Source organism: Leclercia barmai (assembly GCF_049312895.1).
Classification (GTDB): Bacteria; Pseudomonadota; Gammaproteobacteria; order Enterobacterales; family Enterobacteriaceae; genus Enterobacter; species Enterobacter barmai.
The window spans coordinates 281,416-305,129 of the sequence record NZ_JBMNWZ010000005.1 but is presented as its reverse complement, the minus strand read 5'-3'; the positions used below and the strand labels follow the sequence as shown (position 1 = coordinate 305,129).

The following is a 23,714-nucleotide window of genomic DNA, read 5'->3' as shown; positions in this document are numbered from 1 at the left end:
GTTTCTATGACGTCTTTGTATCTCGCTTCCGGCTCCCCACGCCGTCAGGAACTCCTGACACAGTTAGGGGTATCTTTTGAACGCATCGTTACCGGCATTGAAGAGAAACGTGCCGAGGGCGAAAGTGCTCAGCAGTATGTTTCCCGCCTGGCGCGGGAGAAAGCCCAGGCAGGCGTGGCGCAGGTGCCGCGTGATTTACCGGTGCTGGGCGCAGATACCATCGTGATCCTTAACGGTGAAGTCCTCGAGAAACCGCACGACAGCGAGCATGCGTTCAGGATGCTGCGCAAATTGTCCGGGCAAACGCATCAGGTGATGACCGCCGTCGCGCTGGCAGACAGTCAGCATGTGCTCGATTGCCTGGTTGTCACTGAGGTCACGTTCAGAGTACTCACTGATGAGGATATCGCCGGTTATATCGCCAGCGGTGAACCTATGGATAAAGCAGGTGCATACGGTATTCAAGGGTTGGGTGGCTGTTTTGTCAGGAAGATCAATGGCAGCTATCACGCCGTAGTCGGCTTACCGCTGGTGGAAACGTATGAGTTGCTGAGCAATTTTAACTCACTGCGTGAGGGAAGGGATAATTATGACGGCTGAATTGTTGGTAAACGTAACGCCCTCGGAAACCCGTGTGGCCTACATTGATGGCGGCATTCTTCAGGAAATCCATATTGAGCGTGAAGCGCGACGCGGAATAGTAGGCAATATCTACAAAGGTCGTGTCAGTCGTGTACTACCGGGTATGCAGGCGGCATTTGTAGATATTGGACTCGATAAAGCGGCCTTTCTGCACGCCTCGGATATCATGCCGCACACCGAGTGCGTGGCAGGAGAAGAGCAAAAGCAGTTCACCGTTCGTGATATCTCCGAGCTGGTGCGTCAGGGCCAGGATCTTATGGTGCAGGTGGTGAAAGATCCGCTGGGTACCAAAGGCGCGCGTCTAACCACCGACATCACCTTACCCTCCCGTTATCTGGTCTTTATGCCTGGCGCCTCTCACGTGGGCGTGTCTCAGCGTATCGAGAGCGAAAGCGAGCGCGAGCGGCTGAAAAAGGTGGTGGGCGCTTACTGCGACGAGCAGGGCGGCTTTATTATTCGCACCGCCGCAGAGGGGATCAGCGAAGAAGATCTGGCCTCGGATGCCGCCTACCTGAAACGCGTCTGGACCAAAGTGATGGAGCGTAAAAAACGCAACCAGACGCGCTATCAGCTGTACGGCGAGCTGGCGCTGGCCCAGCGTGTGCTGCGCGACTTCGCCGATGCCCAACTGGACCGTATCCGCGTCGACTCCCGTCTGACCTATGACGCGTTGCTCGAGTTTACCGCCGAGTACATTCCTGAAATGCCGGGCCTGCTGGAGCACTACACCGGACGCCAGCCGATTTTCGATCTGTATGACGTCGAGAACGAAATCCAGCGCGCGCTGGAGCGTAAGGTCGAACTCAAATCCGGCGGCTATCTGATTATCGATCAGACCGAAGCGATGACCACCGTGGATATCAATACCGGGGCGTTTGTCGGGCATCGCAATCTGGACGACACCATTTTTAACACCAATATTGAAGCGACGCAGGCCATTGCGCGTCAGCTTCGTCTGCGCAATCTGGGTGGCATCATCATCATCGACTTTATCGATATGAGTAACGAAGACCACCGCCGCCGCGTGCTGCATTCTCTGGAGCAGGCGCTGAGTAAAGATCGCGTCAAAACCAGCATCAACGGCTTCTCCCAGCTTGGGCTGGTGGAAATGACCCGCAAGCGCACCCGCGAAAGCGTGGAGCATGTACTGTGCAACGAGTGCCCGACCTGCCATGGCCGCGGCACGGTGAAGACGGTTGAAACGGTCTGCTATGAGATCATGCGTGAGATCGTCCGCGTTCATCACGCCTACGACTCCGACCGTTTCCTGGTCTATGCTTCTCCTTCGGTGGCGGAAGCCCTGAAAGGGGAAGAGTCACACGCCCTTGCGGAAGTGGAAATCTTTGTCGGCAAACAGGTGAAAGTACAAATCGAACCGCTCTATAACCCGGAGCAGTTTGACGTGGTGATGATGTAACACGCAGCGTGCTGCGAGAAAACGGCTGACAAGGAGAGAGGCGTGAGGCGACTGCCGGGGATTTTACTGCTTACAGGGGCAACGCTGATAGTGATTGTCGCGTTGCTCGTAAGCGGGCTGCGTCTCGCATTGCCGCATCTGGACAACTGGCGCCCGCAGCTGCTGGCGAAGATAGAGTCCGCAACCGGCTTACCCATTACGGCAGGCCAGCTTGACGCGAGCTGGCAGAATTTTGGCCCGACGCTGGAAGTGCGCGACATTGACGCGCAGCTGAAAGACGGCGGCCACCTTAAAATCAGTCGTTTGACCCTGGCGCTGGACGTGTGGCAAAGCCTGCTGCACCTGCGCTGGCAGTTTCGCGATCTCACCTTCTATCAGCTGCAGTTTCTGACCAATTCCCCGTTGCGCAGCAACGAACAGGGTGAGGGCTTCGAAGCAAGCCGTGTCAGCGATCTTTTTCTGCGCCAGTTCGATCATTTCGATCTGCGTGACAGCAAAATTAGCTTTATTACCCTCTCAGGGCAGCGCGCCGAGCTGGCGATCCCCCAGTTAACCTGGCTTAACGGCAAAGAGCGCCATCGTGCAGAGGGACAGGTCAGTCTCTCCAGCCTGAACGGTCAGCACGGCGTGATGCAGGTGCGCATGGATCTGCGTGACGATAATGGTCTGCTGAATAACGGCAAAGTATGGATGCAGGCCGATGACGTGGACGTCAAACCCTGGCTGGGGGACTGGCTGCAGCAGAATATGCAGCTTGAAACCGCACAGTTCAGCATTGAAGGCTGGATGACACTCACTAACGGTCAGATCGCCAGCGGGGATCTCTGGCTGAAGCAGGGCGGCGCCACCTGGCCGGGCAAAACGCGTCAGCATGAGCTCTCTGTTGATAACCTCACCGCCCACGTAACCCGCGAGAAAGAGGGCTGGCAGTTCGCCATTCCGGATACCCGTATTACCCTGGACGACAAAGCATGGCCGCGCGGAGCGCTGTCGCTGGCCTGGATCCCTGAGCAGGACGTGGGCGGGGCCGACAGCAAACGCAGCGATGAGCTGCGTATTCGCGCCAGCAATCTGGAGCTGTCCGGCCTCGACGGGCTGCGGACCATTGCGGCGAAACTCTCTCCGGCGCTGGGCGACGTCTGGCAGGCCACCCAGCCGGTGGGAGCAATCAATGCTCTGGCGCTGGATATTCCGCTGCAGGCCACGGAAAAGACCCGCTTCAACATCGCCTGGACCGATCTCGCCTGGAAGCAGTGGGAGATGCTGCCGGGTGCCGAGCACTTCAGCGGCACGCTGGAAGGCAGCATGGAAGATGGCCGTCTGGTGGCCCACATTAACGATGCAAAAATGCCGTATGAAACCGTCTTCCGCGCGCCGCTGGAGATCGAAAAAGGCACGGCGACCCTTCACTGGCTGAAGAACGAGAAAGGCTTCCAGCTCGACGGGCGCGACATCGACGTGAAGGCCAAAGCGGTGCACGCCCGGGGCGATTTCCGCTATCTGCAGCCGGCGGGCGATGAACCCTGGCTGGGGATCCTGGCGGGCATCAGCACCGATGACGGCTCTCAGGCCTGGCGCTATTTTCCTGAAAACCTGATGGGCAAAGCGCTGGTGGATTACCTGAGCGGCGCCATTCAGGGCGGGCAGGCGGACAGCGCGACCCTGGCCTATGGCGGCAATCCCCATCTGTTCCCCTATAAGCACAACGAAGGTCAGTTCCAGGTGCTGGTGCCGTTACGCAACGCCACCTATGCCTTCCAGCCCGACTGGCCGGCGCTTAAAAACCTTGATATTGAGCTCAACTTCATCAACGACGGCTTGTGGATGAAAACCGACGGTGTGGCGCTGGGCGGCGTGAAGGCCAGCAATCTGACCGCGGTGATCCCCGATTACTCAAAAGAAAAACTGCTGATCGACGCCGATATCAACGGGCCCGGAAAAGCCGTCGGGCCGTACTTCGAAGAGACGCCGCTGGATGATTCGCTGGGCGCTACCCTCCAGCAGCTTCAGTTAGATGGCGATGTGAATGCTCGCTTACATCTGGATATCCCGTTTGACGGCACCATGACCACCGCCAAAGGTGACGTCAGGCTGAAAAACAACAGCCTGTTCATCAAGCCGCTGGACAGCACGCTGAAAAATCTGACCGGCCAGTTCAGCTTCGTGAATGGCGATCTGAAAAGCGGGCCGCTGACCGCAAACTGGTTCAGCCAGCCGGTGAATATCGATTTCTCCACCACCGAAGGTGAGAAAGCCTACCAGGTGGCGGTCAATATGGATGCCAGCTGGCAGCCTGCGCGAATGGATGTGCTGCCAAAAGTGGTCAGCCAGTCCCTTGAAGGTCGCGTGCCCTGGAACGGCAAGGTGGCGATCGATCTGCCTTACCGTGGCAGCGCGCATTACAGGGTGGATATCAGTAGCGACCTGAAGAGCGTCAGCAGCGATCTGCCTTCACCGCTGAACAAGAGCGCGGGCGAGCCGCTGCCGGTGAAGCTGAACGTCGACGGGGATCTCAACAGCTTTACCCTCACCGGCAATGCCGGTGGGGATAATCACTTTAACAGCCGCTGGCTGCTGAACCGCAAGCTGACGCTGGATAGGGCTATCTGGACCACCGACAGCCGCACCCTGCCGCCGCTGCCGGAGCAGGCGGGCGTGGAGCTGAATCTCCCGCCGCTGGACGGAGCAGAATGGCTGGCGCTTTTCCAGAGCGGAGTAGGAGAAAATGTGGATGATGCGGCGCAGTTCCCGCAGCACATCACGGTACGCACGCCAGCCCTGACGCTGGGTGGCCAGCAGTGGAACAACCTGAGCATTGTCTCGCAGCCCACCATCAACGGTTCAAAGGTCGAGGCCCAGGGGCGGGAGATCAACGCCAGCCTGCTGATGCGTGATACCGCGCCGTGGCAAGCAGATATCCGCTATCTCTATTACAACCCGGCCACCGTCACGGGCGGAAAGGGCAATAACGTTTCACCGTTAGCCAGCACTACGCGGATGAATTTTAGCGGCTGGCCTGACTTACAGCTGCGCTGTGCCGAGTGCTGGCTGTGGGGCCAGAAGTATGGCCGTATTAATGGCGATTTCACCATCAAGGGCGATACCCTGACCCTGGCGGGCGGGCTGATTGATACCGGCTTCGGACGCCTGACCGCTAACGGCGAGTGGGTGAACGGCGCCCGCGAGCAGCGCACCTCCCTGAAGGGGCAAATCAAGGGTAACAAGCTGGATGCCGCCGCAAACTATTTTGGCATCGCCACTCCGGTTCGCGGCTCATCGTTTGACGTCGATTACGATCTGCACTGGCGCGACATGCCCTGGAAGCCTGACGAAGCATCGCTGAACGGCATTCTGAAAGCGCGGCTGGGTAAAGGTGAAATTGCCGATCTCAGCACAGGCCATGCCGGGCAGCTGCTGCGTTTACTCAGTTTCGACGCACTGCTGCGCAAGCTGCGTTTTGACTTCAGCGATACCTTTAATGAAGGCTTCTACTTCGACTCTATTCGCAGCACCGCGTGGATCAAAGACGGGGTGCTGCACACCGACGACACGCTGGTTGACGGGCTGGAAGCGGATATCGCCATGAAAGGCTCCGTCAATCTGGTGCGGCGTGAACTGGATATGGAAGCCGTGGTGGCACCGGAAATTTCCGCGACCGTGGGCGTGGCGGCGGCCTTTGCCGTTAACCCGATTGTCGGCGCGGCGGTATTTGCCGCCAGTAAAGTGCTGGGGCCGCTGTGGAGCAAAGTCTCCATTCTGCGCTATCACATCACCGGCCCGGTGGATAAACCACAGATTAATGAAGTGCTGCGTCAGCCACGCAAAGATGCACAGCAATGATTTGACGCGGGCAATTAATTGCCTCACTCTCAATAGATAAGATCTTAGATACGTCCTGTGGACGGCAACGAACGAGTAGCAAAACGATGAGTCTGAACCTGGTAAGTGAACATCTGCTGGCAGCGAACGGCCTGAGCCATCAGGACCTGTTTTCCATTCTTGGTCAACTGACCGAACGCCGTCTCGACTACGGCGATCTCTACTTTCAGTCGAGCTATCACGAATCCTGGGTTTTAGAAGACAGCATCATTAAAGATGGCTCTTACAACATCGACCAGGGCGTCGGCGTGCGTGCCATCAGCGGTGAGAAAACCGGTTTTGCCTATGCGGACCAGATCAGCCTGACTGCCCTGGAGCAAAGCGCCCAGGCGGCCCGCACCATCGTGCGCGATCACGGTGATGGCCGGGTGAAAACCCTGGGCGAAGTGCAGCACTCCGCGCTCTATACCAGCGTCGATCCGCTGCAAGGCATGAGCCGTGAAGAGAAGCTGGATATCCTGCGTCGGGTGGACAAAGTGGCCCGCGCGGAAGACAAGCGCGTGCAGGAAGTCTCTGCCAGCCTGAGCGGCGTGTACGAGCTGATCCTGGTGGCGGCGACGGACGGCACTCTGGCCGCCGACGTGCGTCCGCTGGTGCGTCTCTCCGTCAGCGTGCTGGTGGAAGAGGACGGCAAACGCGAGCGCGGCTCCAGCGGCGGCGGCGGACGTTTCGGTTACGAATGGTTCCTGAACCCGGTGGACGGTGAAGTCCGTGCCGACGCCTGGGCGAAAGAGGCAGTGCGTATGGCGCTGGTGAACCTTTCTGCCGTCGCGGCACCTGCGGGTACGCTGCCGGTGGTGCTGGGCGCGGGCTGGCCTGGCGTGCTGCTGCACGAAGCGGTCGGCCACGGTCTGGAAGGTGACTTCAACCGTCGCGGAACCTCCGTATTCAGCGGTCAGGTTGGGGAGCTGGTCGCTTCTGAGCTCTGCACCGTGGTGGATGACGGGACGATGATTGATCGTCGTGGCTCGATCTCCATCGATGATGAAGGCACCCCGGGTCAGTACAACGTGCTAATCGAAAACGGCATCCTGAAAGGCTACATGCAGGACAAAATGAATGCGCGCCTGATGGGCGTTGCGCCAACCGGTAATGGCCGTCGCGAATCCTATGCGCACCTGCCGATGCCGCGTATGACCAACACCTACATGCTGGCGGGCAAATCCACGCCGCAGGAAATTATCGAATCCGTTGAGTACGGGATCTATGCGCCGAACTTCGGCGGTGGCCAGGTGGATATCACCTCCGGTAAATTTGTCTTCTCGACTTCAGAAGCGTATCTGATCGAGAAGGGCAAAGTGACCAAAGCGGTGAAAGGCGCCACCCTGATTGGCTCCGGTATCGAAGCGATGCAGCAGATTTCGATGGTCGGTAACGACCTGAAGCTGGACAACGGCGTCGGTGTCTGCGGTAAAGAGGGGCAGAGCCTGCCGGTGGGTGTTGGCCAGCCAACCCTGAAGGTGGATAACCTGACCGTCGGCGGTACCGCGTAAATTTATTACCCTAACCCTCTCCCTCAAAGGGAGAGGGGATTGTTAGGCGTCACTCCTTCCTTCCCCGCATCTCCTGAAACAGCGCCGCCACCTTCACAAAATAGTCCGTCAGATAGTTAATACACACCTGCACCTTCAGCGGCAGCTTGTCCTTTTCGGTGTAGACCGCATACACCGGACGCGGATCCGACTGATAGCGCGGGAAGAGGATCTCCAGCTCGCCGCTGTTGATCTCGTTGATCACCCACATCAACGGCACATAGGCGATCCCGGCCCCGGCCACCAGCCAGCGGGAGATGGTCATCGGATCGTTGGTCACAAAGCGCCCCTGCGGCAGCAGTTTGGTCGAGAGCCCTTCCGGCGCGACCAGTTCAAACTCGTTATCCGGGCGCACGCTGTACTCCAGCCAGGCGTGATTGCTGAGATCCGCCGGTTTCTCCGGGCTTCCCGCTCTGGCGAGGTACTTTTTCGCCGCGCATACCACCATCGGCATACTGCCCAGACGACGCGAAAAGAGGCTGGAGTCCTGCAGGGCACCCACGCGGATCACCACGTCCAGCCCGTCGGCAATCAGGTCCGGGGCGGGAATGCCGGTGACCAGATTCACCGTCAGCCCCGGATACTCCTGCAACATATCGGCGGTCATTTCGGCCAGGACATTTTGTGCCATAGTTGAAGAGCAGCCGATGCGCAGCGTGCCGATGGGGGTGTTGTTGAAGGCGTAGAGTTGCTCATGCACCGACTGGGCTTCATACAACATTCGCCGGCAACCCTGATAATAAATTTTGCCGGCTTCCGTCAGGCCGAGGCTGCGGGTGCTGCGGTTGAGCAGCTTCACCTGGAGGTCATCTTCCAGTTTGGCAACGGTCTGGCTGATCGACGATACGCTCATCTGTAGTTGCCTCGCCGCGGCGGTAAAGGAGCCCAGCTCAACGACTTTGGCAAAAACTGACATCCGTTTTAAACGTTCCATTATTCACTCTGAGTTAAAAGTGATTTAGATCACATATGATAGATAACAGCATAACAGTTACGTTAATATATTATTAATACATTATAGCTACGCCACTCTCGCCCGGCTTTTCTGGCCACTTCTGCGGTGCCGTACGCTGAATAATTCTTTCGCCTGCTCGCTCTAATCAAGGTCAACATGAGTCTGTTTCCCGTTATCGTGGTGTTCGGATTGTCGTTCCCACCGATATTCTTCGAACTACTTTTATCACTGGCAATTTTTTGGCTGGTGCGAAAGGTGCTGGCTCCAACCGGGATCTATGATTTCGTCTGGCACCCTGCATTGTTCAATTCCGCGCTCTATTGCTGCCTGTTCTATCTTGTATCGCGCATGTTTGTTTGAGGTAGATGTGAAAACACTAACAAGAAAAATCTCCCGTACCGCCATTACGCTGGCACTGGTCATCCTCGCGTTCATCGCTATTTTCCGCGCGTGGGTCTATTACACCGAGTCGCCGTGGACGCGTGACGCGCGCTTTAGCGCCGACATCGTGGCCATTGCCCCGGACGTGGCGGGGCTGATCACCGCCGTTAACGTGCATGACAACCAGCTGGTCAAAAAAGATCAGGTGCTGTTCACCATCGACCAGCCACGTTACCAGAAAGCGCTGGAACAGGCCGAAGCGGACGTCTCCTACTACCAGGCGCTGGCGGCGGAAAAGCGTCGTGAAGCCGGACGCCGTAATAAGCTGGGGGTGCAGGCGATGTCCCGGGAGGAGATCGACCAGTCCAACAACGTGCTGCAAACCGTTCTGCATCAACAGGCGAAAGCCGAAGCGACCCGCGATCTGGCGAAGCTCGATCTCGAGCGTACCGTGATCCGCGCACCGTCCGACGGCTGGGTGACCAACCTTAACGTCTACACCGGCGAATTTATTACCCGCGGCTCCACCGCCGTGGCGCTAGTCAAACAGCACTCCTTCTACGTGCTCGCCTATATGGAAGAGACCAAGCTGGAAAACGTTCGTCCGGGTTACCGGGCGGAAATCACCCCCCTTGGCAGCAACCGGGTGCTGAAAGGCACCGTCGACAGCGTGTCGGCAGGGGTGACCAACTCCAGCGCCACCCGCGACAGCAAGGGGATGGCGACGGTCGATTCCAATCTGGAGTGGGTACGTCTGGCCCAGCGCGTGCCGGTACGCATTCGTCTGGATGAACAGCAGGGTGACCTGTGGCCTGCGGGGACAACGGCGACGGTGGTGATCACCGGTGAGAAAGACCGGGATGCCAGCCACGACTCGCTGTTCCGCAAAATTGCCCACCGCCTGCGTGAGTTTGGTTAATCGCCATGGGTATCTTCTCCATCGCCAACCAGCACCTGCGCTTCGCGATTAAGCTGGCCTTCGCCATCGTGCTGGCGCTGTTTGTCGGGTTCCACTTTCAGCTGGAAACACCCCGCTGGGCGGTGTTAACGGCGGCGATTGTCGCCGCGGGCCCGGCGTTTGCAGCGGGTGGTGAACCTTACTCCGGCGCTATTCGCTATCGCGGGATGCTGCGTATCGTCGGCACTTTTATCGGCTGTATCGCCGCGCTGACTATCGTTATCCTGATGATCCGCACCCCGCTGCTGATGCTGATGGTGTGCTGTATCTGGGCCGGCTTTTGTACCTGGATCTCCTCCCTGGTGCGGGTGGATAACTCCTACGCCTGGGGCCTGTCCGGCTATACGGCGCTGATCATTATCATCACCATCCAGACCAACCCTCTGCTGGCGCCGCAGTTTGCCGTGGAGCGCTGCAGTGAGATCGTCATGGGGATCGTCTGTGCGATCGTGGCGGATCTGCTGTTCTCCCCGCGCTCGATCAAACAGGAAGTGGATCGCGAACTGGACGCGCTGATCGTCGCCCAGTATCAGCTCATGCAGCTGTGCATTAAGCACGGCGACAGTGAAGAGGTGGATAACGCCTGGAGCGCGCTGGTGCGTCGTACCACCGCCCTGGAAGGGATGCGCAGCAACCTCAATATGGAGTCGTCCCGCTGGTCGCGGGCAAACCGCCGCCTGAAGGCGCTCAATACCGTCTCCTTAACGCTGATCACCCAGGCCTGCGAAACCTACCTGATCCAGAACACGCGCCCGGAGGCAATCACCGATACCTTCCGGGAGCAGTTTGCCGTCCCCGTCACCACCGTTCAGGATGTGCATAAACAGCTCAAACGTATGCGCCGGGTCATCGCCTGGACCGGCGAGCGCGACACCCCGGTGACCATCTATACCTGGGTCGGGGCGGCGACGCGCTACCTGCTGCTCAAACGTGGGGTGATCGGCAATACCAAAATCAGCGCCACCGAAGAGGAGGTGCTGCAGGGGGAAGTGGTGGTTAAGGCCGAGTCGGCAGAACGTCACCATGCGATGGTGAACTTCTGGCGGACTACGCTCGCCTGTATGCTCGGAACATTGTTCTGGCTGTGGACTGGCTGGACCTCCGGCAGCGGCGCGATGGTGATGATTGCGGTGGTGACTTCGCTGGCGATGCGTCTGCCAAATCCCCGGATGGTGGCGCTCGATTTCCTGTACGGCACCCTGGCAGCGCTGCCGCTTGGCGCCTTCTATTTCCTGGTGGTTCTTCCTTCGACCCAGCAAAGCATGCTGCTGCTCTGTATCAGTCTTGCCGTGATGGCCTTCTTTATTGGTATCGAGGTACAGAAGCGCCGCCTGGGTTCGCTGGGGGCGCTGGCCAGCACCATCAATATTCTGGTGCTGGATAACCCGATGACCTTCCACTTCAGCCAGTTTCTCGACAGCGCGCTGGGGCAGATTGTCGGCTGTTTCCTGGCGATGATGGTGATTCTGCTGGTGCGCGATAACTCGCAGGCCAGAACCGGACGCGTGCTGCTGAACCAGTTTGTTTCTGCTGCCGTCTCGGCGATGACGACTAACACCGCCCGGCGCAAAGAGAACCACCTGCCTGCGCTCTACCAGCAGCTCTTTTTACTGCTGACCAAGTTCCCGGGGGATATCGCCAAATTCCGCCTGGCCCTGACGCTGATCATCGCTCACCAGCGTCTGCGCAATGCCCCGATCCCGGTGAATGACGATCTCTCGGCGTTCCACCGCCAGCTGCGACGTACTGCGGATCATGTGATATCCGCCTCCAGCGACGACAAGCGCCGACGCTACTTTACCCAGCTGCTGGGCGAACTGGAGATCTACCAGGAAAAACTGCGCATCTGGGAGGCGCCGCGACAGGTGACCGAACCGGTGCAGCGGCTGGTGGGCATGCTGCATCGCTACCAGAATGCCCTCACCGACAGCTGATCCTCCTGAAAACCGACGCCATAAGCGTCGGTTTTTTTATGGCTATACTTATTCGGGCAAGTACTTAAACCCGGATTGGGAGGATACATGACTACCCAGGCTCTACAGGACAGTGCGCTATTTCAGACCGGATATTTAGTCGATGGCGTATGGAAAACGCTCGATACAACATTCGATGTTCTTAACCCGGCTACCGGGGCGGCGATCGCCCAGGTGGCAAAAGCAGGTAAAAAAGAGACCGAAGAGGCTATCGCCGCCGCGAGCCGTGCTTTCCCGGCCTGGCGTGCCAGAACCGCAAAAGAGCGGTCGGCCATCCTCTATCGCTGGTATGAACTCATCATTGAAAACAAGCAGTGGCTTGGCCAGCTGATGACCACCGAGCAGGGCAAACCGCTGAAAGAGGCGGAAGGGGAAGTGGAGTACGCGGCGAGCTTTATCCAGTGGTTTGCCGAGGAGGCCAAACGCGTCAACGGCGAAATCATCCCACCGGTTAAACCCGGCTCCCGCATTCTTGCCACCCGCGAACCGATTGGCGTCGTGGCGGCCATCACGCCGTGGAATTTCCCCATGGCGATGCTGACCCGCAAGCTGGGCCCGGCCCTGGCTGCTGGCTGTACCGGCGTAATAAAACCGGCCAACAACACGCCGCTGAGCGCCTTTGCGCTACTGACGCTGGCTAAAAAAGCGGGCGTACCGGACGGCGTGCTTAACGCAGTGGCGGGCAATACCGCTGAGATAAGCGACGCGATCATGTCTAGTCCGGAGGTGCGCAAAATCTCCTTTACCGGCTCGACGGCGGTCGGCAAAACCTTAATGCGCAATGCTGCAGAAACCATGAAAAAAGTGTCGATGGAGCTGGGCGGCAACGCGCCCTATATCGTCTTTGAGGATGCCGACATTGATGCTGCGGTGAAAGGAGCGATTGCCAACAAGTTTCGCAATGCGGGCCAGGTCTGCGTCAGCGTTAACCGCTTCTATATTCAGGAGTCGGTGTACGAAGAGTTCGTCAGCAAACTCGCCGCCGCCGTAAACGACTTAAAAGTCGGTGATGGCCTGGAAGAGGGCACCGTTGTCGGGCCGCTGATTGAAGCTTCCGCGGTGAAAAAAGTGCGCGAGCACGTTGAGGACGCGGTTGCCAAAGGGGCGACGGTGCTGGCGGGCGGCAAGGCTCATTCCCTGGGTGGAAACTTCTGGCAGCCAACGGTACTGGGGGATTGCCATGAAGGGATGGCACTTGCCAGCGAAGAGACCTTTGGACCCGTGGCGGCCTGCTTCCGCTTTACCTCGGAAGAGGAGGTGATCCAGCGCGCCAACAATACGCCCTATGGCCTGGCCGCCTATTTCTATACCCAGAATTTGCAGCGGGTGTTCCGCGTGTCGCAGGCCATTGAGAGCGGCATGATTGGGATTAACGAATGCGCGGTTTCTACAGAGCTTGGGCCTTTTGGCGGGGTGAAAGAGTCGGGGCTGGGTCGCGAAGGGTCAGTACTGGGACTGGAGGAGTTCCTGGAAGTGAAAACCCTGCATATCGGGGGATTATAATCGACAGGGCGGCTTAAGCCGCCCACCTGGACGGGTGGCTGGCAATGAATATCTATACGTTTGATTTTGATGAAATCGACAGTCAGGAAGACTTCTACCGTGAATTTTCACGAGCCTTTGGCATGGGACAGGAGAGCGTGACGGATCTGGACTCCCTGTGGGACATCGTCACCAGCAGTCAGTTGCCGCTACCGCTTGAAATCGAATTTATCCATTTGCCGGAAAAGCTGCGCAGGCGTTTTGGCGCGCTGATCCTGCTGTTTGATGAGGCGGAAGAGGAGCTGGAAGGGCAGATTCGCTTTAACGTACGTTAGTGAAGGGCATAAAAAAGCCCCTGCGGAGCAGGGGCAAGTCGTAAATCAATACGACGAGGGTTTATTTGTACAGCTCGGCGGTCGCATGCCAGTGGTCGCCGGTGTTCAGTTCGGTAACGCGGTAGCTGCTGGCGCCCGCTTTTTCAGCTTTTGCTGCCAGTGCCTCACGGACATCCATCGGAGAACCAGCAACTGCACCTACAGAGATGCTTCCCATTGGTTGCAGGCTTTGTGCCTGATCGGCATTCACCTGATGTACAGCTGCGCTGGCACCAAATGAGAGAACGGAAGCGAAACCTGCGGCGATGATTAATTTAGTGTTCATAGTCTTTATTCCTTACAGGGCAAGCTCAACGGCGAGAAGGGTTGTGCTGCTATTTTTATGCCTGGTGCCGTTGAACAGAGATATCGGGTAGTTCGGGTCGTGCCTGGTAAAACTTATTTGTACAGCTCAGCAGTCGCATGCCAGTGGTCACCGGTACGCGCTTCGATCACGCGGTAGGAAGACGCACCCTGCTCCTGGGCTTTTTTGTTCAGCATCTGGTTCATGTCCATCGGCGAAGTACCGATTGCACCGATTGAAACGGTACCGATAGATTCACGAGACTGAGCCTGATCGGCGTTGATTGAATCGGCGGCAAAGGCACCGAAAGAGAGAACAGACAGAATGCTTAGCGTGGCTACGGTAGTTTTGATTTTCATGATTCTTTTCCTCGTCATATTCTTTACTGGGGTCTTCGTTTCGTGACCCTCATCACAAAATCAAGTATACACTAATAACGGCAAAAATTAATACCATGCTAATTGTTTCTTGTGTAATCACGTATTAAGCAAAAGCATTTTTATAACTACAGGGAATAAAAAATCGGGGTTTAAGCGGGGTTTTGTCACTTATTTCTAATAAAATTAATGGGATACGGGACTTTGATTATTCGTGCGATTTTGCGTTTTATCATTCACTGAGTGAATGTATTTGGGCAGAAAATCGCACTATTTGTTAAATTGCAGATAACAGATTGTAGGGGTGAACGAGGCGGGAGCAGAAGATTCCCCGCCGCGACGGCAGCAGGGAAGGGGATCAGAGTTCCTGTTCGAACAGTACCAGGATGGCTTCGTAGAGGTCTTTCACCGAGAAACCGTTGGCCGGGGTGGTGAAGATAGTATCGTCACCGGCGATGGTGCCGAGGATACCTTCCGCTTTACCCAGCGAGTCGAGCAGGCGGGCAATCAGTTGAGCCGCACCCGGGCTGGTGTGGATCACCACCACGGCATCGTTATAGTCGATATCCAGCACCAGGTTCTTCAGCGGGCTCGAGGTTGTCGGCACCCCCAGTTCGGCAGGCAGACAGTAGACCATCTCCATTTTGGCGTTGCGGGTACGCACCGCGCCGAACTTGGTTAACATGCGGGAGACTTTCGACTGGTTGATGTTTTCGAAACCCTCTTCCTGCAGGGCCTGGACGATCTCACCCTGAGAACTAAATTTTTCTTCTTTAAGCAGCGCTTTGAACGCTTTAACCAATTCTTCTTGTTTAGAAGAGATTCGCATAAATCACCCGAAATATAGCGGTAGAAACAACATTATTATGCACATGGATGAATTTTTATGCAAATTATCTGCCCAATCTTAGGCTGAAATAATGTTATGAAAGGGAGTGATTTTATCAAAATTCGTTATCAAGGAACATGCCTGCGTCACGCCTCGCAAATAAGCTTAAAAGTAAATTAAATGTTATCAAATTGATGTTGTTTTGGTGGCTTGCGAGGGTGTATTGTAACCACCTCTTGATTCGTTGCTTAGTCACCGCATAACGCCCGATAGCCTTGCGGCAGATGCGAAAAGCGCGTGACCGCTAATTCTTAGAACACCACGATTGTAATTATTGATCTGCTGAATTAAGGTCGCCGCGACGGAGTAACAGAAAGTTAGCTCACCATAATAAGGAGTTTAGGATGAAAGTCGCAGTCCTCGGCGCTGCTGGCGGTATCGGCCAGGCGCTTGCCCTACTACTGAAAACTCAGCTGCCTGCAGGCTCAGAACTCTCTCTGTATGATATCGCCCCGGTAACCCCTGGTGTGGCGGTAGACCTTAGCCACATCCCTACGGCTGTCAAAATCAAAGGCTTCTCCGGTGAAGATGCTCGCCCGGCCCTCGAAGGCGCGGACGTTGTGCTGATCTCTGCAGGCGTTGCGCGTAAGCCAGGTATGGATCGTTCCGACCTGTTCAACGTGAACGCGGGTATCGTTAAGAACCTGATTCAGCAGGTAGCGACAACCTGCCCGAAAGCCTGCATCGGTATCATCACTAACCCGGTTAACACCACCGTTGCTATCGCGGCAGAAGTGCTGAAAAAAGCGGGCGTGTATGACAAGAACAAACTGTTTGGCGTGACCACGCTGGACATCATCCGCTCCAACACCTTTGTTGCAGAACTGAAAGGCAAGCAGCCAACCGAACTCGACGTGCCGGTTATCGGCGGCCACTCTGGCGTGACCATTCTGCCACTGCTGTCCCAGATCCCAGGCGTGAGCTTCACCGAGCAGGAAGTGGCTGACCTGACCAAACGTATCCAGAACGCCGGCACCGAAGTGGTGGAAGCGAAGGCGGGTGGCGGTTCTGCAACCCTGTCTATGGGCCAGGCTGCGGCACGTTTCGGTCTGTCTCTGGTACGCGCCCTGCAGGGCGAGCAAGGCGTGGTGGAATGCGCGTATGTTGAAGGTGACGGCGAGCACGCACGCTTCTTCTCTCAGCCGCTGCTGCTGGGTAAAAACGGTATCGAAGAGCGTAAATCTATCGGCACCCTGAGCGCGTTTGAACAGCAGGCGATGGCCGGCATGCTGGACACCCTGAAGAACGATATCGTTCTGGGCGAAGAGTTCGTTAACAAGTAAGCGACGCTCTCCTCTCGGGGCAATAAAAAACCGGAGTCGATGCTCCGGTTTTTTTATGCCTGCTGACTCAGTTGGTGGCCGGGTATTCCTGAATGGTCACCTGCAGGGTCAGTTTCTTATCATCACGCATCACTTCCACCGGGATAATAGAGCCAGGCCTGATCTCCGCCACCTGGTCCATGGTTTCCAGCGCCGACAACGCCGGTTTACCGTTCACCGAGACGATCACATCGTTGACCTTAATGCCTGCTTCTGCCGCCGGGCCGCCGGAGGTGACTTCGTTCACCACAATCCCCTGAATCTGATCGATGCCGCCACCCTGAGCGTGCAGCGGAGCAATCTCACGCCCGCCGATGCCAATGTAGCCGCGGATCACACGTCCATCACGAATCAGCTTGTCCATAATCTTGTTGGCCAACTGGAACGGGATCGCGAAGCCGATACCTTCGGGGGTTTCGCCGTCGTTGCTTTTATCAAACGACAGGGTGTTGATGCCCATCAGTTCGCCCAGCGAGTTCACCAGCGCGCCGCCGGAGTTGCCGTGGTTGATGGAGGCGTCGGTTTGCAGGAAGTTCTGGCGTCCGGAAGGGTTCAGGCCGATACGCCCGGTGGCGCTGATAATCCCCTGGGTAATGGTCTGCCCGAGGTTATAGGGGTTACCAATCGCCAGCACCACGTCGCCGATATGCGGCGTCCGTTTACGATTGATGGGGATAACCGGCAGACCGCCCGTGGCGTTAATCTTGAGAACCGCCAGATCCGTCAGGCTGTCTGAACCAACGAGCAGGGCTTCAAAGACGCGGCCATCCTGCAGCGCAACGATGATCTGGTCGGCATCGTTGATGACATGTTTGTTGGTAATAATGTAGCCGCGTTCATCCATGATCACCCCGGAGCCCAGGGTGCGGATCTCCAGCTGGTTATGGCTGGTGCTGTTCAGCCCACGGTTATAAACGTTGACCACCGCAGGGGCGGCGCGGCGTACTGCCTGATTGTAGCTGGCAGGCGTTTCATCAGCGCTGTCGAACTGCGGCGCAGCCAGCTGATTGAACTGACGTAAAGAGGGCATCGCGGCCAGTAACAGGCCACCTACAACCAGGCCGATGGCGACCGAACGAATTAGCTTCAAAACCATGATACGGGCGTCGTTAAAGGGAGAACGCAAGCAGCATAGCATGACTTATCCGGACATCACACGGGTCGATGTCCGGACAGGTACAGGCTTAACGCAGCAAGATATAGAGCGTGTCGTTGCCGCGCACGATCTGCAGGGCGATAACGGTCGGTTTAGTTTCCAGCACTTTGCGCATTTCGGCGATAGACTGCACGCGAACGCGGTTCACCCCAATAATCACATCATTCTCATGCAGACCCGCCTGTGCGGCAGGGCTGCTCTTCTCGACGCTATCAAGGGTGATGCCTTTGGTGCCGTCTTTTAACTGCCCGTCACTCAAGGTCGCCCCCTGCAGCGCCGGGGCAATCATCTCTGCGCTGGCCGATGACGAGGTGCTTTTATCCAGTGTAACCTGCAGATCCAGCGGTTTTCCGTCACGTAAAATGCCGAGCTTAACCGTGGCGCCAGGCTCGGTGGTGGCGATGCGCGAGCGCAGTTCGGCAAAGCTGCTCAGCGGTTTATCGTTCAGGCTGACAATGACGTCCCCGGATTTCACGCCCGCTTTTGCAGAGCCGGAATTCGGCAGCACTTCGCTGACGAAGGCGCCGCGCTGCACGTTCAGGTTGAACGCTTTGGCGATATCGGCGCTCATTTCCGTGCCTTTAATGCCCAGCAGGCCGCGCTTCACTTCGCCAAACTCAATCAGCTGCTGCGCCAGGGTACGGGCCATATTGCTGGGGATGGCAAAGCCAATCCCGACGCTGCCGCCGCCAGGGGCGAGGATCGCGGTGTTAATACCAATCAGCTCGCCGTTGAGATTCAGCAGCGCGCCGCCGGAGTTGCCCCGGTTAATGGAGGCGTCGGTCTGGATAAAGTTTTCCAGCCCTTCGAGATTCAGACCGCTGCGACCCAGCGCAGAGACGATGCCGGACGTGGCGGTCTGGCCGAGGCCGAAGGGATTACCTACCGCCACCGCGAAATCACCCACGCGCAGTTTATCGGAGTCAGCAATAGCGATTTGCGTCAGGCCGGTGGGGTTCTGCAGCTGCAGCAATGCGATGTCGCTCTGATCGTCACCGCCAATCAGTTTGGCGTCGAACTCCCGGCCATCGTTCATCTGCACGCTGATTTTATCGGCATGGCTGATAACGTGGTTATTGGTCAGGACATAGCCCTTGGCGGCGTCAATCACCACGCCGGAGCCCAGCCCTTCAAAAGGCTGCGCCTGGTCGGGGGCTTCGTCGCCAAAATATTTTTTCAGCTCTTCCGGAATGCGCTGGCTCTGCACGGCGGTACCTTCGACCTGCACGCTCACCACAGCGGGGAGGACCTTTTCCAGCATCGGGGCCAGGCTCGGCAGCGCGGCCTCGCCCGGAACCTGCGAAGGGAGTGCGGCGGCCAGCGGATAAGAGGCCGACAGGGATAATCCGATGCTCAATGCTAACGCGCTCAACAGCTGATTTTTCTTGTTCATTTATGCTGGCTCTCGCAACCTGGAATGAAGGAATAACGGCCCTAAAACAGTCTGATGTTATTGAATTTTAAAACGCTGAACAATGAAGTGTTTGACTAAATAATAGCTGGGGTCGGGAAGAAAGGACGGGCGCAAGGGCTGCGCCCGTAAAATTTATTTTCGATATGCGATTATTCGCGCTTTGCGCCACCGCGCAGCAGGCCGGATGCACCTTCGGAGTAGTCACGTGGCATCTGGACCGGGGCCTGATCGTTACCGGCTTCGGATTCCGCCAGACGGTTGCGGAACGGATTGTTTTCCGCGCTCATCTCCGGCAACAGGCTGCTGGAGCTTTTCGCCATGTGCTGATAAAGCTGACGGTAATCATGCGCCATGTTGTCCAGCAACTCGGCGCTCTGAGCAAAGTGGCTTACAAGCTCTTCACGATACTCTTCCAGCTCAGCTTTGTTCTTTTCCAGTTCGTACTGCAACGCCTGTTGCTGACGCAGTTTGCGATTTCCAAAACGCATGGCCACGGCGCCAATAGCGATGCCGACGACTAAACCAATTAGCGCATATTCCCAGGTCATGAACTTCTCCCGTTGTCTTGTGGTTCCGTAGGGTGTTGGCTCGGCTCCATGCCAGGGCCTGATTATGCCACTATAACCGCTATTTCCTTAGAAGTGGAATCCCGCCGCATCATCGCGTACTGTAGAACGGCCTTTTTTTCGTCAACTGCGCAGTCTGACGGGTATTAATTGAAGGAATAACAATAACATCATGCAGAACCTCTCCCCAACATCGCGTTACCAACAGGCCCTGAATGAGGGCACCCATCAGCCAGATAACGTCCAGCGTGAAGCGGTAAGTCGTCTGGACAGCATCTGGCATGCACTGACAACAAAGCCGGTTGAGGCCGCGCCTGCCGGGGGGTTAAAAGCCGCATTTGGACGACTGCTGGGCAAGAAAGAGCCCCAGAGTGTGGCGCCGGTACGCGGCTTATATATGTGGGGAGGCGTCGGACGCGGCAAAACCTGGCTGATGGATCTGTTTTATCAGAGCCTGCCCGGCACGCGTAAACAGCGCCTGCACTTTCACCGCTTTATGCTGCGGGTGCATGAGGAGCTGACGGCTCTGCAGGGGCAGAGCGATCCGCTGGATATCGTCGCCGAACGCTTTAAAGCCGAAACCGATGTGCTGTGCTTCGATGAGTTTTTTGTCTCGGACATTACCGACGCCATGCTGCTGGGCGGCTTAATGAAAGCGCTGTTTGCCCGGGGCATTACCCTGGTGGCGACGTCGAACATTCCGCCGGATGAGCTCTACCGAAACGGCCTGCAACGCGCTCGTTTCCTGCCCGCTATCACGGCGATTAAAGAGCATTGCGACATCATGAACGTTGATGCTGGCGTCGATTACCGTCTGCGTACCCTGACCCAGGCCCATCTGTGGATTTCGCCGTTAAATCAAGAGACACAGCAGCAGATGGACAAACTGTGGCTGGCGCTGGCCGGTGCGGAACGGGGTGACGCCCCGGTGCTGGAGGTAAACCATCGTCCGTTGCAAACGCTGGGCGTCGTCAACCAGACCCTCGCCGTGTCGTTTGATACCCTCTGTGTCGATGCCCGCAGCCAGCACGACTACATTGCGCTCTCGCGCCTGTTCCATACGGTAATGCTGTTCCATGTGCCGGTGATGACCACGCTAATGGAGAGCGAAGCCCGACGTTTTATCGCGCTGGTGGATGAGTTTTACGAGCGCCACGTTAAGTTGGTGGTGAGCGCCGCCGTCCCTTTATATGAGATCTATCAGGGGGAGCGGCTGAAGTTTGAGTTCCAGCGCTGCCTGTCACGCCTGCAGGAGATGCAGAGCGAAGAGTACCTCAAGCGCGAACACATGCCCTAAAGATAGCCACCCTCTCCCCGTGGGAGAGGGGCTGGGGGTGAGGGCACCAGACCGCACTGTTCACCGTGGGAGAGGGGCCGGGAGTGAGGGCACCAGAGCGCACTTTCCACACCCCGGAAAAACCCGCGTCAAATCACAATTAGGGGTCGATCTTTACCCCTGACTTCTCTATAATCTTGCGACCCCACGTTACAAGAAGGTTTTTTTCCCAAAACTTTCTCTGCGCCGGCATAGGCTATTCGAAGGGGTAGGTTTGCTGGACAATGTCGTGTGAACCTCAACTACTAAACGTTTGGGTGTTCACCAACGTGTAACTTATTTATTTGGGTAAGCTTTTAATGAAAACTTTTACAGCTAAACCAGAAACCGTAAAACGCGACTGGTATGTTGTTGACGCGACCGGTAAAACTCTGGGCCGTCTGGCTACCGAACTGGCTCGTCGCCTGCGCGGTAAGCACAAAGCGGAATACACTCCGCACGTCGATACCGGTGATTACATCATCGTTCTGAACGCTGACAAAGTTGCTGTAACCGGCAACAAGCGTACTGACAAAGTGTACTATCACCACACCGGCCACATCGGCGGTATCAAACAAGCGACCTTTGAAGAGATGATTGCCCGCCGTCCTGAGCGTGTGATTGAAATCGCGGTTAAAGGCATGCTGCCAAAAGGCCCGCTGGGTCGTGCTATGTACCGTAAACTGAAAGTTTACGCAGGTAACGAGCACAACCACGCGGCACAGCAACCGCAAGTTCTTGACATCTAATCGGGATTATAGGCAATGGCTGAAAATCAATACTACGGCACTGGTCGCCGCAAAAGCTCCGCCGCTCGCGTGTTCATCAAACCGGGCAGTGGTAAAATCGTTATCAACCAACGTTCTCTGGAACAGTACTTCGGTCGTGAAACTGCCCGCATGGTAGTTCGTCAGCCGCTGGAACTGGTCGACATGGTTGAGAAACTGGATCTGTACATCACTGTTAAAGGTGGTGGTATCTCTGGTCAGGCTGGTGCGATCCGTCACGGTATCACCCGCGCTCTGATGGAGTACGATGAGTCCCTGCGTGGCGAACTGCGTAAAGCTGGCTTCGTTACTCGTGATGCTCGTCAGGTTGAACGTAAGAAAGTCGGTCTGCGTAAAGCACGTCGTCGTCCACAGTTCTCCAAACGTTAATTGGTTTCTGCTTCGGCAGACAACAATTTGCGAAAAACCCGCTTCGGCGGGTTTTTTTATGGCGAAAGCGCAACGCCTTCCCTTGCAGACTTCCTTTCTGACCTCTTTTTCCGCATTTCCAGAATCCCCTCACCACAAAGGTCGCAAAATCTGGTAAACTATCATCCACTTTTGTGTCCAAATAACGGTGAATGCTCGATTTTTGTTCTCTTTTTGAACAGGATTAAGAATTCCCTGGGATGGGCAGTAAAACATCTGGCTGGCCTGTATGGCCGGTAGCAGTAAAAATTCTGAATATACCTGGAGGTTTTCATGGCTGTCGCTGCCAACAAACGTTCGGTAATGACGCTGTTTTCTGGTCCTACTGACATTTATAGCCATCAGGTTCGTATCGTGCTGGCCGAGAAGGGTGTCAGTTTTGAGATCGAGCATGTGGAAAAGGATAACCCGCCTCAGGATCTGATCGATCTCAACCCAAGCCAGAGCGTGCCAACGCTGGTGGATCGTGAACTGACCCTGTGGGAATCCCGTATCATTATGGAATATCTGGATGAGCGTTTCCCGCATCCGCCGCTGATGCCGGTCTACCCGGTTGCGCGTGGGGAAAGCCGTCTGTACATGCAGCGTATCGAGAAAGACTGGTATACGCTGATGAACGTTATTGCTAACGGTTCCTCCTCAGAAGCCGATGCTGCGCGTAAACAGCTGCGTGAAGAGCTGCTGGCCATCGCACCGGTGTTCGGTCAGCGTCCATTCTTCCTGAGCGACGAGTTCAGCCTGGTAGACTGCTACCTGGCTCCGCTGCTGTGGCGTCTGCCGATTCTGGGCGTTGAGTTCAGCGGTCCGGGCGCGAAAGAGCTGAAAGGCTATATGACGCGCGTATTTGAACGCGACTCTTTCCTGGCTTCTCTGACTGAAGCTGAACGTGAAATGCGTCTCGGCCGGGGCTAATGATTGTGGAAATGTCACAGCTGTCTCCGCGCCGTCCGTATCTGCTGCGTGCCTTCTATGAATGGCTGCTGGATAACCAGCTCACGCCGCACCTGGTAGTGGATGTGACGTTACCGGGCGTGCAGGTTCCTATGGAATACGCACGTGACGGGCAAATTGTGCTGAACATCGCGCCGCGCGCGGTGGGCGGTCTTGAGCTGGCGAACGACGAAGTGCGCTTCAATGCCCGCTTCGGCGGCGTTCCGCGTCAGGTATCTGTGCCGCTGGCTGCCGTACTGGCAATCTATGCGCGTGAAAACGGCGCGGGCACCATGTTTGAGCCGGAAGCGGCTTATGATGAAGACGTTTCCAGCCTCAACGATGAAAATGGCGCAGCCGAGAGCGAAAGCGAACCGGTTATGTCGATTATCGACGGCGATAAACCCGATCACGACGATGACCCTGACGATACACCGCCGCCGCGCGGTGGGCGTCCATCGTTACGCGTTGTGAAATAAAATGTGTAAACAAAAGGGCCGAAAGGCCCTTTTTTATTTCTGCTGCCCTTGTCTACAGTTGTAGGAAAGCAGCCATTCAGTCGCTTAAAAAGAGTTTTATTAATTATCATTAGTCTGCAATCTATTTGTATGGATTATTAAACCTTCTGTTCTTTTATCAGTGTGATATATTT

General features: G+C 56.5%; 22 protein-coding genes. 15 read left to right on the top strand and 7 right to left on the bottom strand.

The window, feature by feature from the left end; genetic code table 11:
- The first annotated feature begins 6 nt into the window (after positions 1 to 6).
- The 4 genes from ACOYA6_RS18945 to tldD all read left to right on the top strand — a co-directional run bounded on the left by ACOYA6_RS18945 (position 7) and on the right by tldD (position 7,431).
- Positions 7 to 600, top strand: a complete 594-nt coding sequence (locus tag ACOYA6_RS18945; protein ID WP_039030639.1) for a Maf family protein — start codon at positions 7 to 9, stop codon at positions 598 to 600.
- Entirely contained in the window at positions 590 to 2,059 is a 1,470-nt protein-coding gene (gene rng / locus ACOYA6_RS18940) for a ribonuclease G (RefSeq protein WP_039030638.1), read from the top strand. The genes ACOYA6_RS18945 and rng overlap by 11 nt, the downstream gene beginning before the upstream one ends.
- A 42-nt stretch (positions 2,060 to 2,101) precedes the next feature.
- Positions 2,102 to 5,899, top strand: coding sequence for an AsmA2 domain-containing protein YhdP (yhdP, locus tag ACOYA6_RS18935; RefSeq protein WP_422655201.1), 3,798 nt, complete (start codon positions 2,102 to 2,104; stop codon positions 5,897 to 5,899).
- An 86-nt stretch (positions 5,900 to 5,985) separates the two neighbouring features.
- Positions 5,986 to 7,431 carry a metalloprotease TldD gene (gene tldD / locus ACOYA6_RS18930; protein ID WP_422655200.1) on the top strand — a complete coding sequence of 482 codons (1,446 nt, stop codon included), beginning with the start codon at positions 5,986 to 5,988 and terminating at the stop codon, positions 7,429 to 7,431.
- 49 nt (positions 7,432 to 7,480) lie between these two features.
- Here tldD and aaeR read toward each other — a convergent pair whose 3' ends face one another.
- Positions 7,481 to 8,404 carry an HTH-type transcriptional activator AaeR gene (aaeR, locus tag ACOYA6_RS18925; protein ID WP_039030635.1) on the bottom strand — a complete coding sequence of 308 codons (924 nt, stop codon included), beginning with the start codon at positions 8,402 to 8,404 and terminating at the stop codon, positions 7,481 to 7,483.
- A gap of 177 nt (positions 8,405 to 8,581) precedes the next feature.
- Between aaeR and aaeX the strand changes: the two genes are divergently transcribed.
- The 5 genes from aaeX (at position 8,582) to ACOYA6_RS18900 (ending at position 13,554) form a co-directional block, all read left to right on the top strand.
- A complete protein-coding gene (gene aaeX / locus ACOYA6_RS18920) occupies positions 8,582 to 8,785 on the top strand; it encodes a p-hydroxybenzoic acid efflux pump operon protein AaeX (protein WP_072036688.1) in 204 nt (67 codons plus the stop codon).
- Between the two features lie 7 nt (positions 8,786 to 8,792).
- Entirely contained in the window at positions 8,793 to 9,725 is a 933-nt protein-coding gene (gene aaeA, locus ACOYA6_RS18915; RefSeq protein ID WP_250586327.1) for a p-hydroxybenzoic acid efflux pump subunit AaeA, read from the top strand.
- 5 nt (positions 9,726 to 9,730) lie between these two features.
- Positions 9,731 to 11,698 carry a p-hydroxybenzoic acid efflux pump subunit AaeB gene (gene aaeB, locus ACOYA6_RS18910; protein WP_422655199.1) on the top strand — a complete coding sequence of 656 codons (1,968 nt, stop codon included), beginning with the start codon at positions 9,731 to 9,733 and terminating at the stop codon, positions 11,696 to 11,698.
- A gap of 87 nt (positions 11,699 to 11,785) precedes the next feature.
- Positions 11,786 to 13,240, top strand: coding sequence for an NAD-dependent succinate-semialdehyde dehydrogenase (locus ACOYA6_RS18905; protein WP_422655198.1), 1,455 nt, complete (start codon positions 11,786 to 11,788; stop codon positions 13,238 to 13,240).
- Between the two features lie 44 nt (positions 13,241 to 13,284).
- Positions 13,285 to 13,554 carry a barstar family protein gene (locus ACOYA6_RS18900; protein ID WP_039031598.1) on the top strand — a complete coding sequence of 90 codons (270 nt, stop codon included), beginning with the start codon at positions 13,285 to 13,287 and terminating at the stop codon, positions 13,552 to 13,554.
- Between the two features lie 61 nt (positions 13,555 to 13,615).
- Here ACOYA6_RS18900 and yhcN (ACOYA6_RS18895) read toward each other — a convergent pair whose 3' ends face one another.
- From yhcN (ACOYA6_RS18895) to argR, 3 genes are all read right to left on the bottom strand, one after another.
- Positions 13,616 to 13,879 (bottom strand): peroxide/acid stress response protein YhcN, encoded by a 264-nt coding sequence (gene yhcN, locus ACOYA6_RS18895; RefSeq protein WP_039031599.1) that lies wholly within the window; start codon positions 13,877 to 13,879, stop codon positions 13,616 to 13,618.
- Positions 13,880 to 13,992: 113 nt separating this feature from the next.
- Positions 13,993 to 14,256 carry a peroxide/acid stress response protein YhcN gene (gene yhcN / locus ACOYA6_RS18890; RefSeq protein WP_039031600.1) on the bottom strand — a complete coding sequence of 88 codons (264 nt, stop codon included), beginning with the start codon at positions 14,254 to 14,256 and terminating at the stop codon, positions 13,993 to 13,995.
- Between the two features lie 376 nt (positions 14,257 to 14,632).
- Entirely contained in the window at positions 14,633 to 15,103 is a 471-nt protein-coding gene (gene argR, locus ACOYA6_RS18885; RefSeq protein WP_032614540.1) for a transcriptional regulator ArgR, read from the bottom strand.
- Between the two features lie 404 nt (positions 15,104 to 15,507).
- Here argR and mdh point away from each other — a divergent pair, with 404 nt between their 5' ends.
- Complete coding sequence (mdh, locus tag ACOYA6_RS18880; protein WP_039031602.1) at positions 15,508 to 16,446, top strand: malate dehydrogenase; 939 nt, start codon at positions 15,508 to 15,510, stop codon at positions 16,444 to 16,446.
- 67 nt (positions 16,447 to 16,513) lie between these two features.
- On the opposite strand, the gene degS is transcribed toward mdh, so the two are convergent.
- From degS to zapG, 3 genes are all read right to left on the bottom strand, one after another.
- On the bottom strand, positions 16,514 to 17,581 hold the full coding sequence (degS, locus tag ACOYA6_RS18875; RefSeq protein WP_039031831.1) for an outer membrane-stress sensor serine endopeptidase DegS: 1,068 nt from the start codon (positions 17,579 to 17,581) through the stop codon (positions 16,514 to 16,516).
- A gap of 88 nt (positions 17,582 to 17,669) precedes the next feature.
- Positions 17,670 to 19,034: a serine endoprotease DegQ gene (degQ, locus tag ACOYA6_RS18870; RefSeq protein WP_039031603.1), complete on the bottom strand. Its 1,365-nt coding sequence runs from the start codon at positions 19,032 to 19,034 to the stop codon at positions 17,670 to 17,672.
- 170 nt (positions 19,035 to 19,204) lie between these two features.
- The gene (zapG, locus tag ACOYA6_RS18865; RefSeq protein ID WP_039031604.1) at positions 19,205 to 19,603 is read right to left on the bottom strand and encodes a Z-ring associated protein ZapG; all 399 of its coding nucleotides are present in this window, start codon (positions 19,601 to 19,603) and stop codon (positions 19,205 to 19,207) included.
- Between the two features lie 190 nt (positions 19,604 to 19,793).
- Here zapG and zapE point away from each other — a divergent pair, with 190 nt between their 5' ends.
- From zapE to sspB, 5 genes are all read left to right on the top strand, one after another.
- Positions 19,794 to 20,918: a cell division protein ZapE gene (zapE, locus tag ACOYA6_RS18860; RefSeq protein WP_138370320.1), complete on the top strand. Its 1,125-nt coding sequence runs from the start codon at positions 19,794 to 19,796 to the stop codon at positions 20,916 to 20,918.
- Positions 20,919 to 21,256: 338 nt separating this feature from the next.
- Entirely contained in the window at positions 21,257 to 21,685 is a 429-nt protein-coding gene (gene rplM, locus ACOYA6_RS18855; RefSeq protein WP_024551131.1) for a 50S ribosomal protein L13, read from the top strand.
- 15 nt (positions 21,686 to 21,700) lie between these two features.
- The gene (rpsI, locus tag ACOYA6_RS18850) at positions 21,701 to 22,093 is read left to right on the top strand and encodes a 30S ribosomal protein S9 (protein WP_003025138.1); all 393 of its coding nucleotides are present in this window, start codon (positions 21,701 to 21,703) and stop codon (positions 22,091 to 22,093) included.
- Positions 22,094 to 22,405: 312 nt separating this feature from the next.
- On the top strand, positions 22,406 to 23,044 hold the full coding sequence (sspA, locus tag ACOYA6_RS18845) for a stringent starvation protein SspA (RefSeq protein WP_039031606.1): 639 nt from the start codon (positions 22,406 to 22,408) through the stop codon (positions 23,042 to 23,044).
- A 5-nt stretch (positions 23,045 to 23,049) separates the two neighbouring features.
- On the top strand, positions 23,050 to 23,541 hold the full coding sequence (sspB, locus tag ACOYA6_RS18840; RefSeq protein WP_039031832.1) for a ClpXP protease specificity-enhancing factor: 492 nt from the start codon (positions 23,050 to 23,052) through the stop codon (positions 23,539 to 23,541).
- Positions 23,542 to 23,714 lie beyond the last annotated feature (173 nt).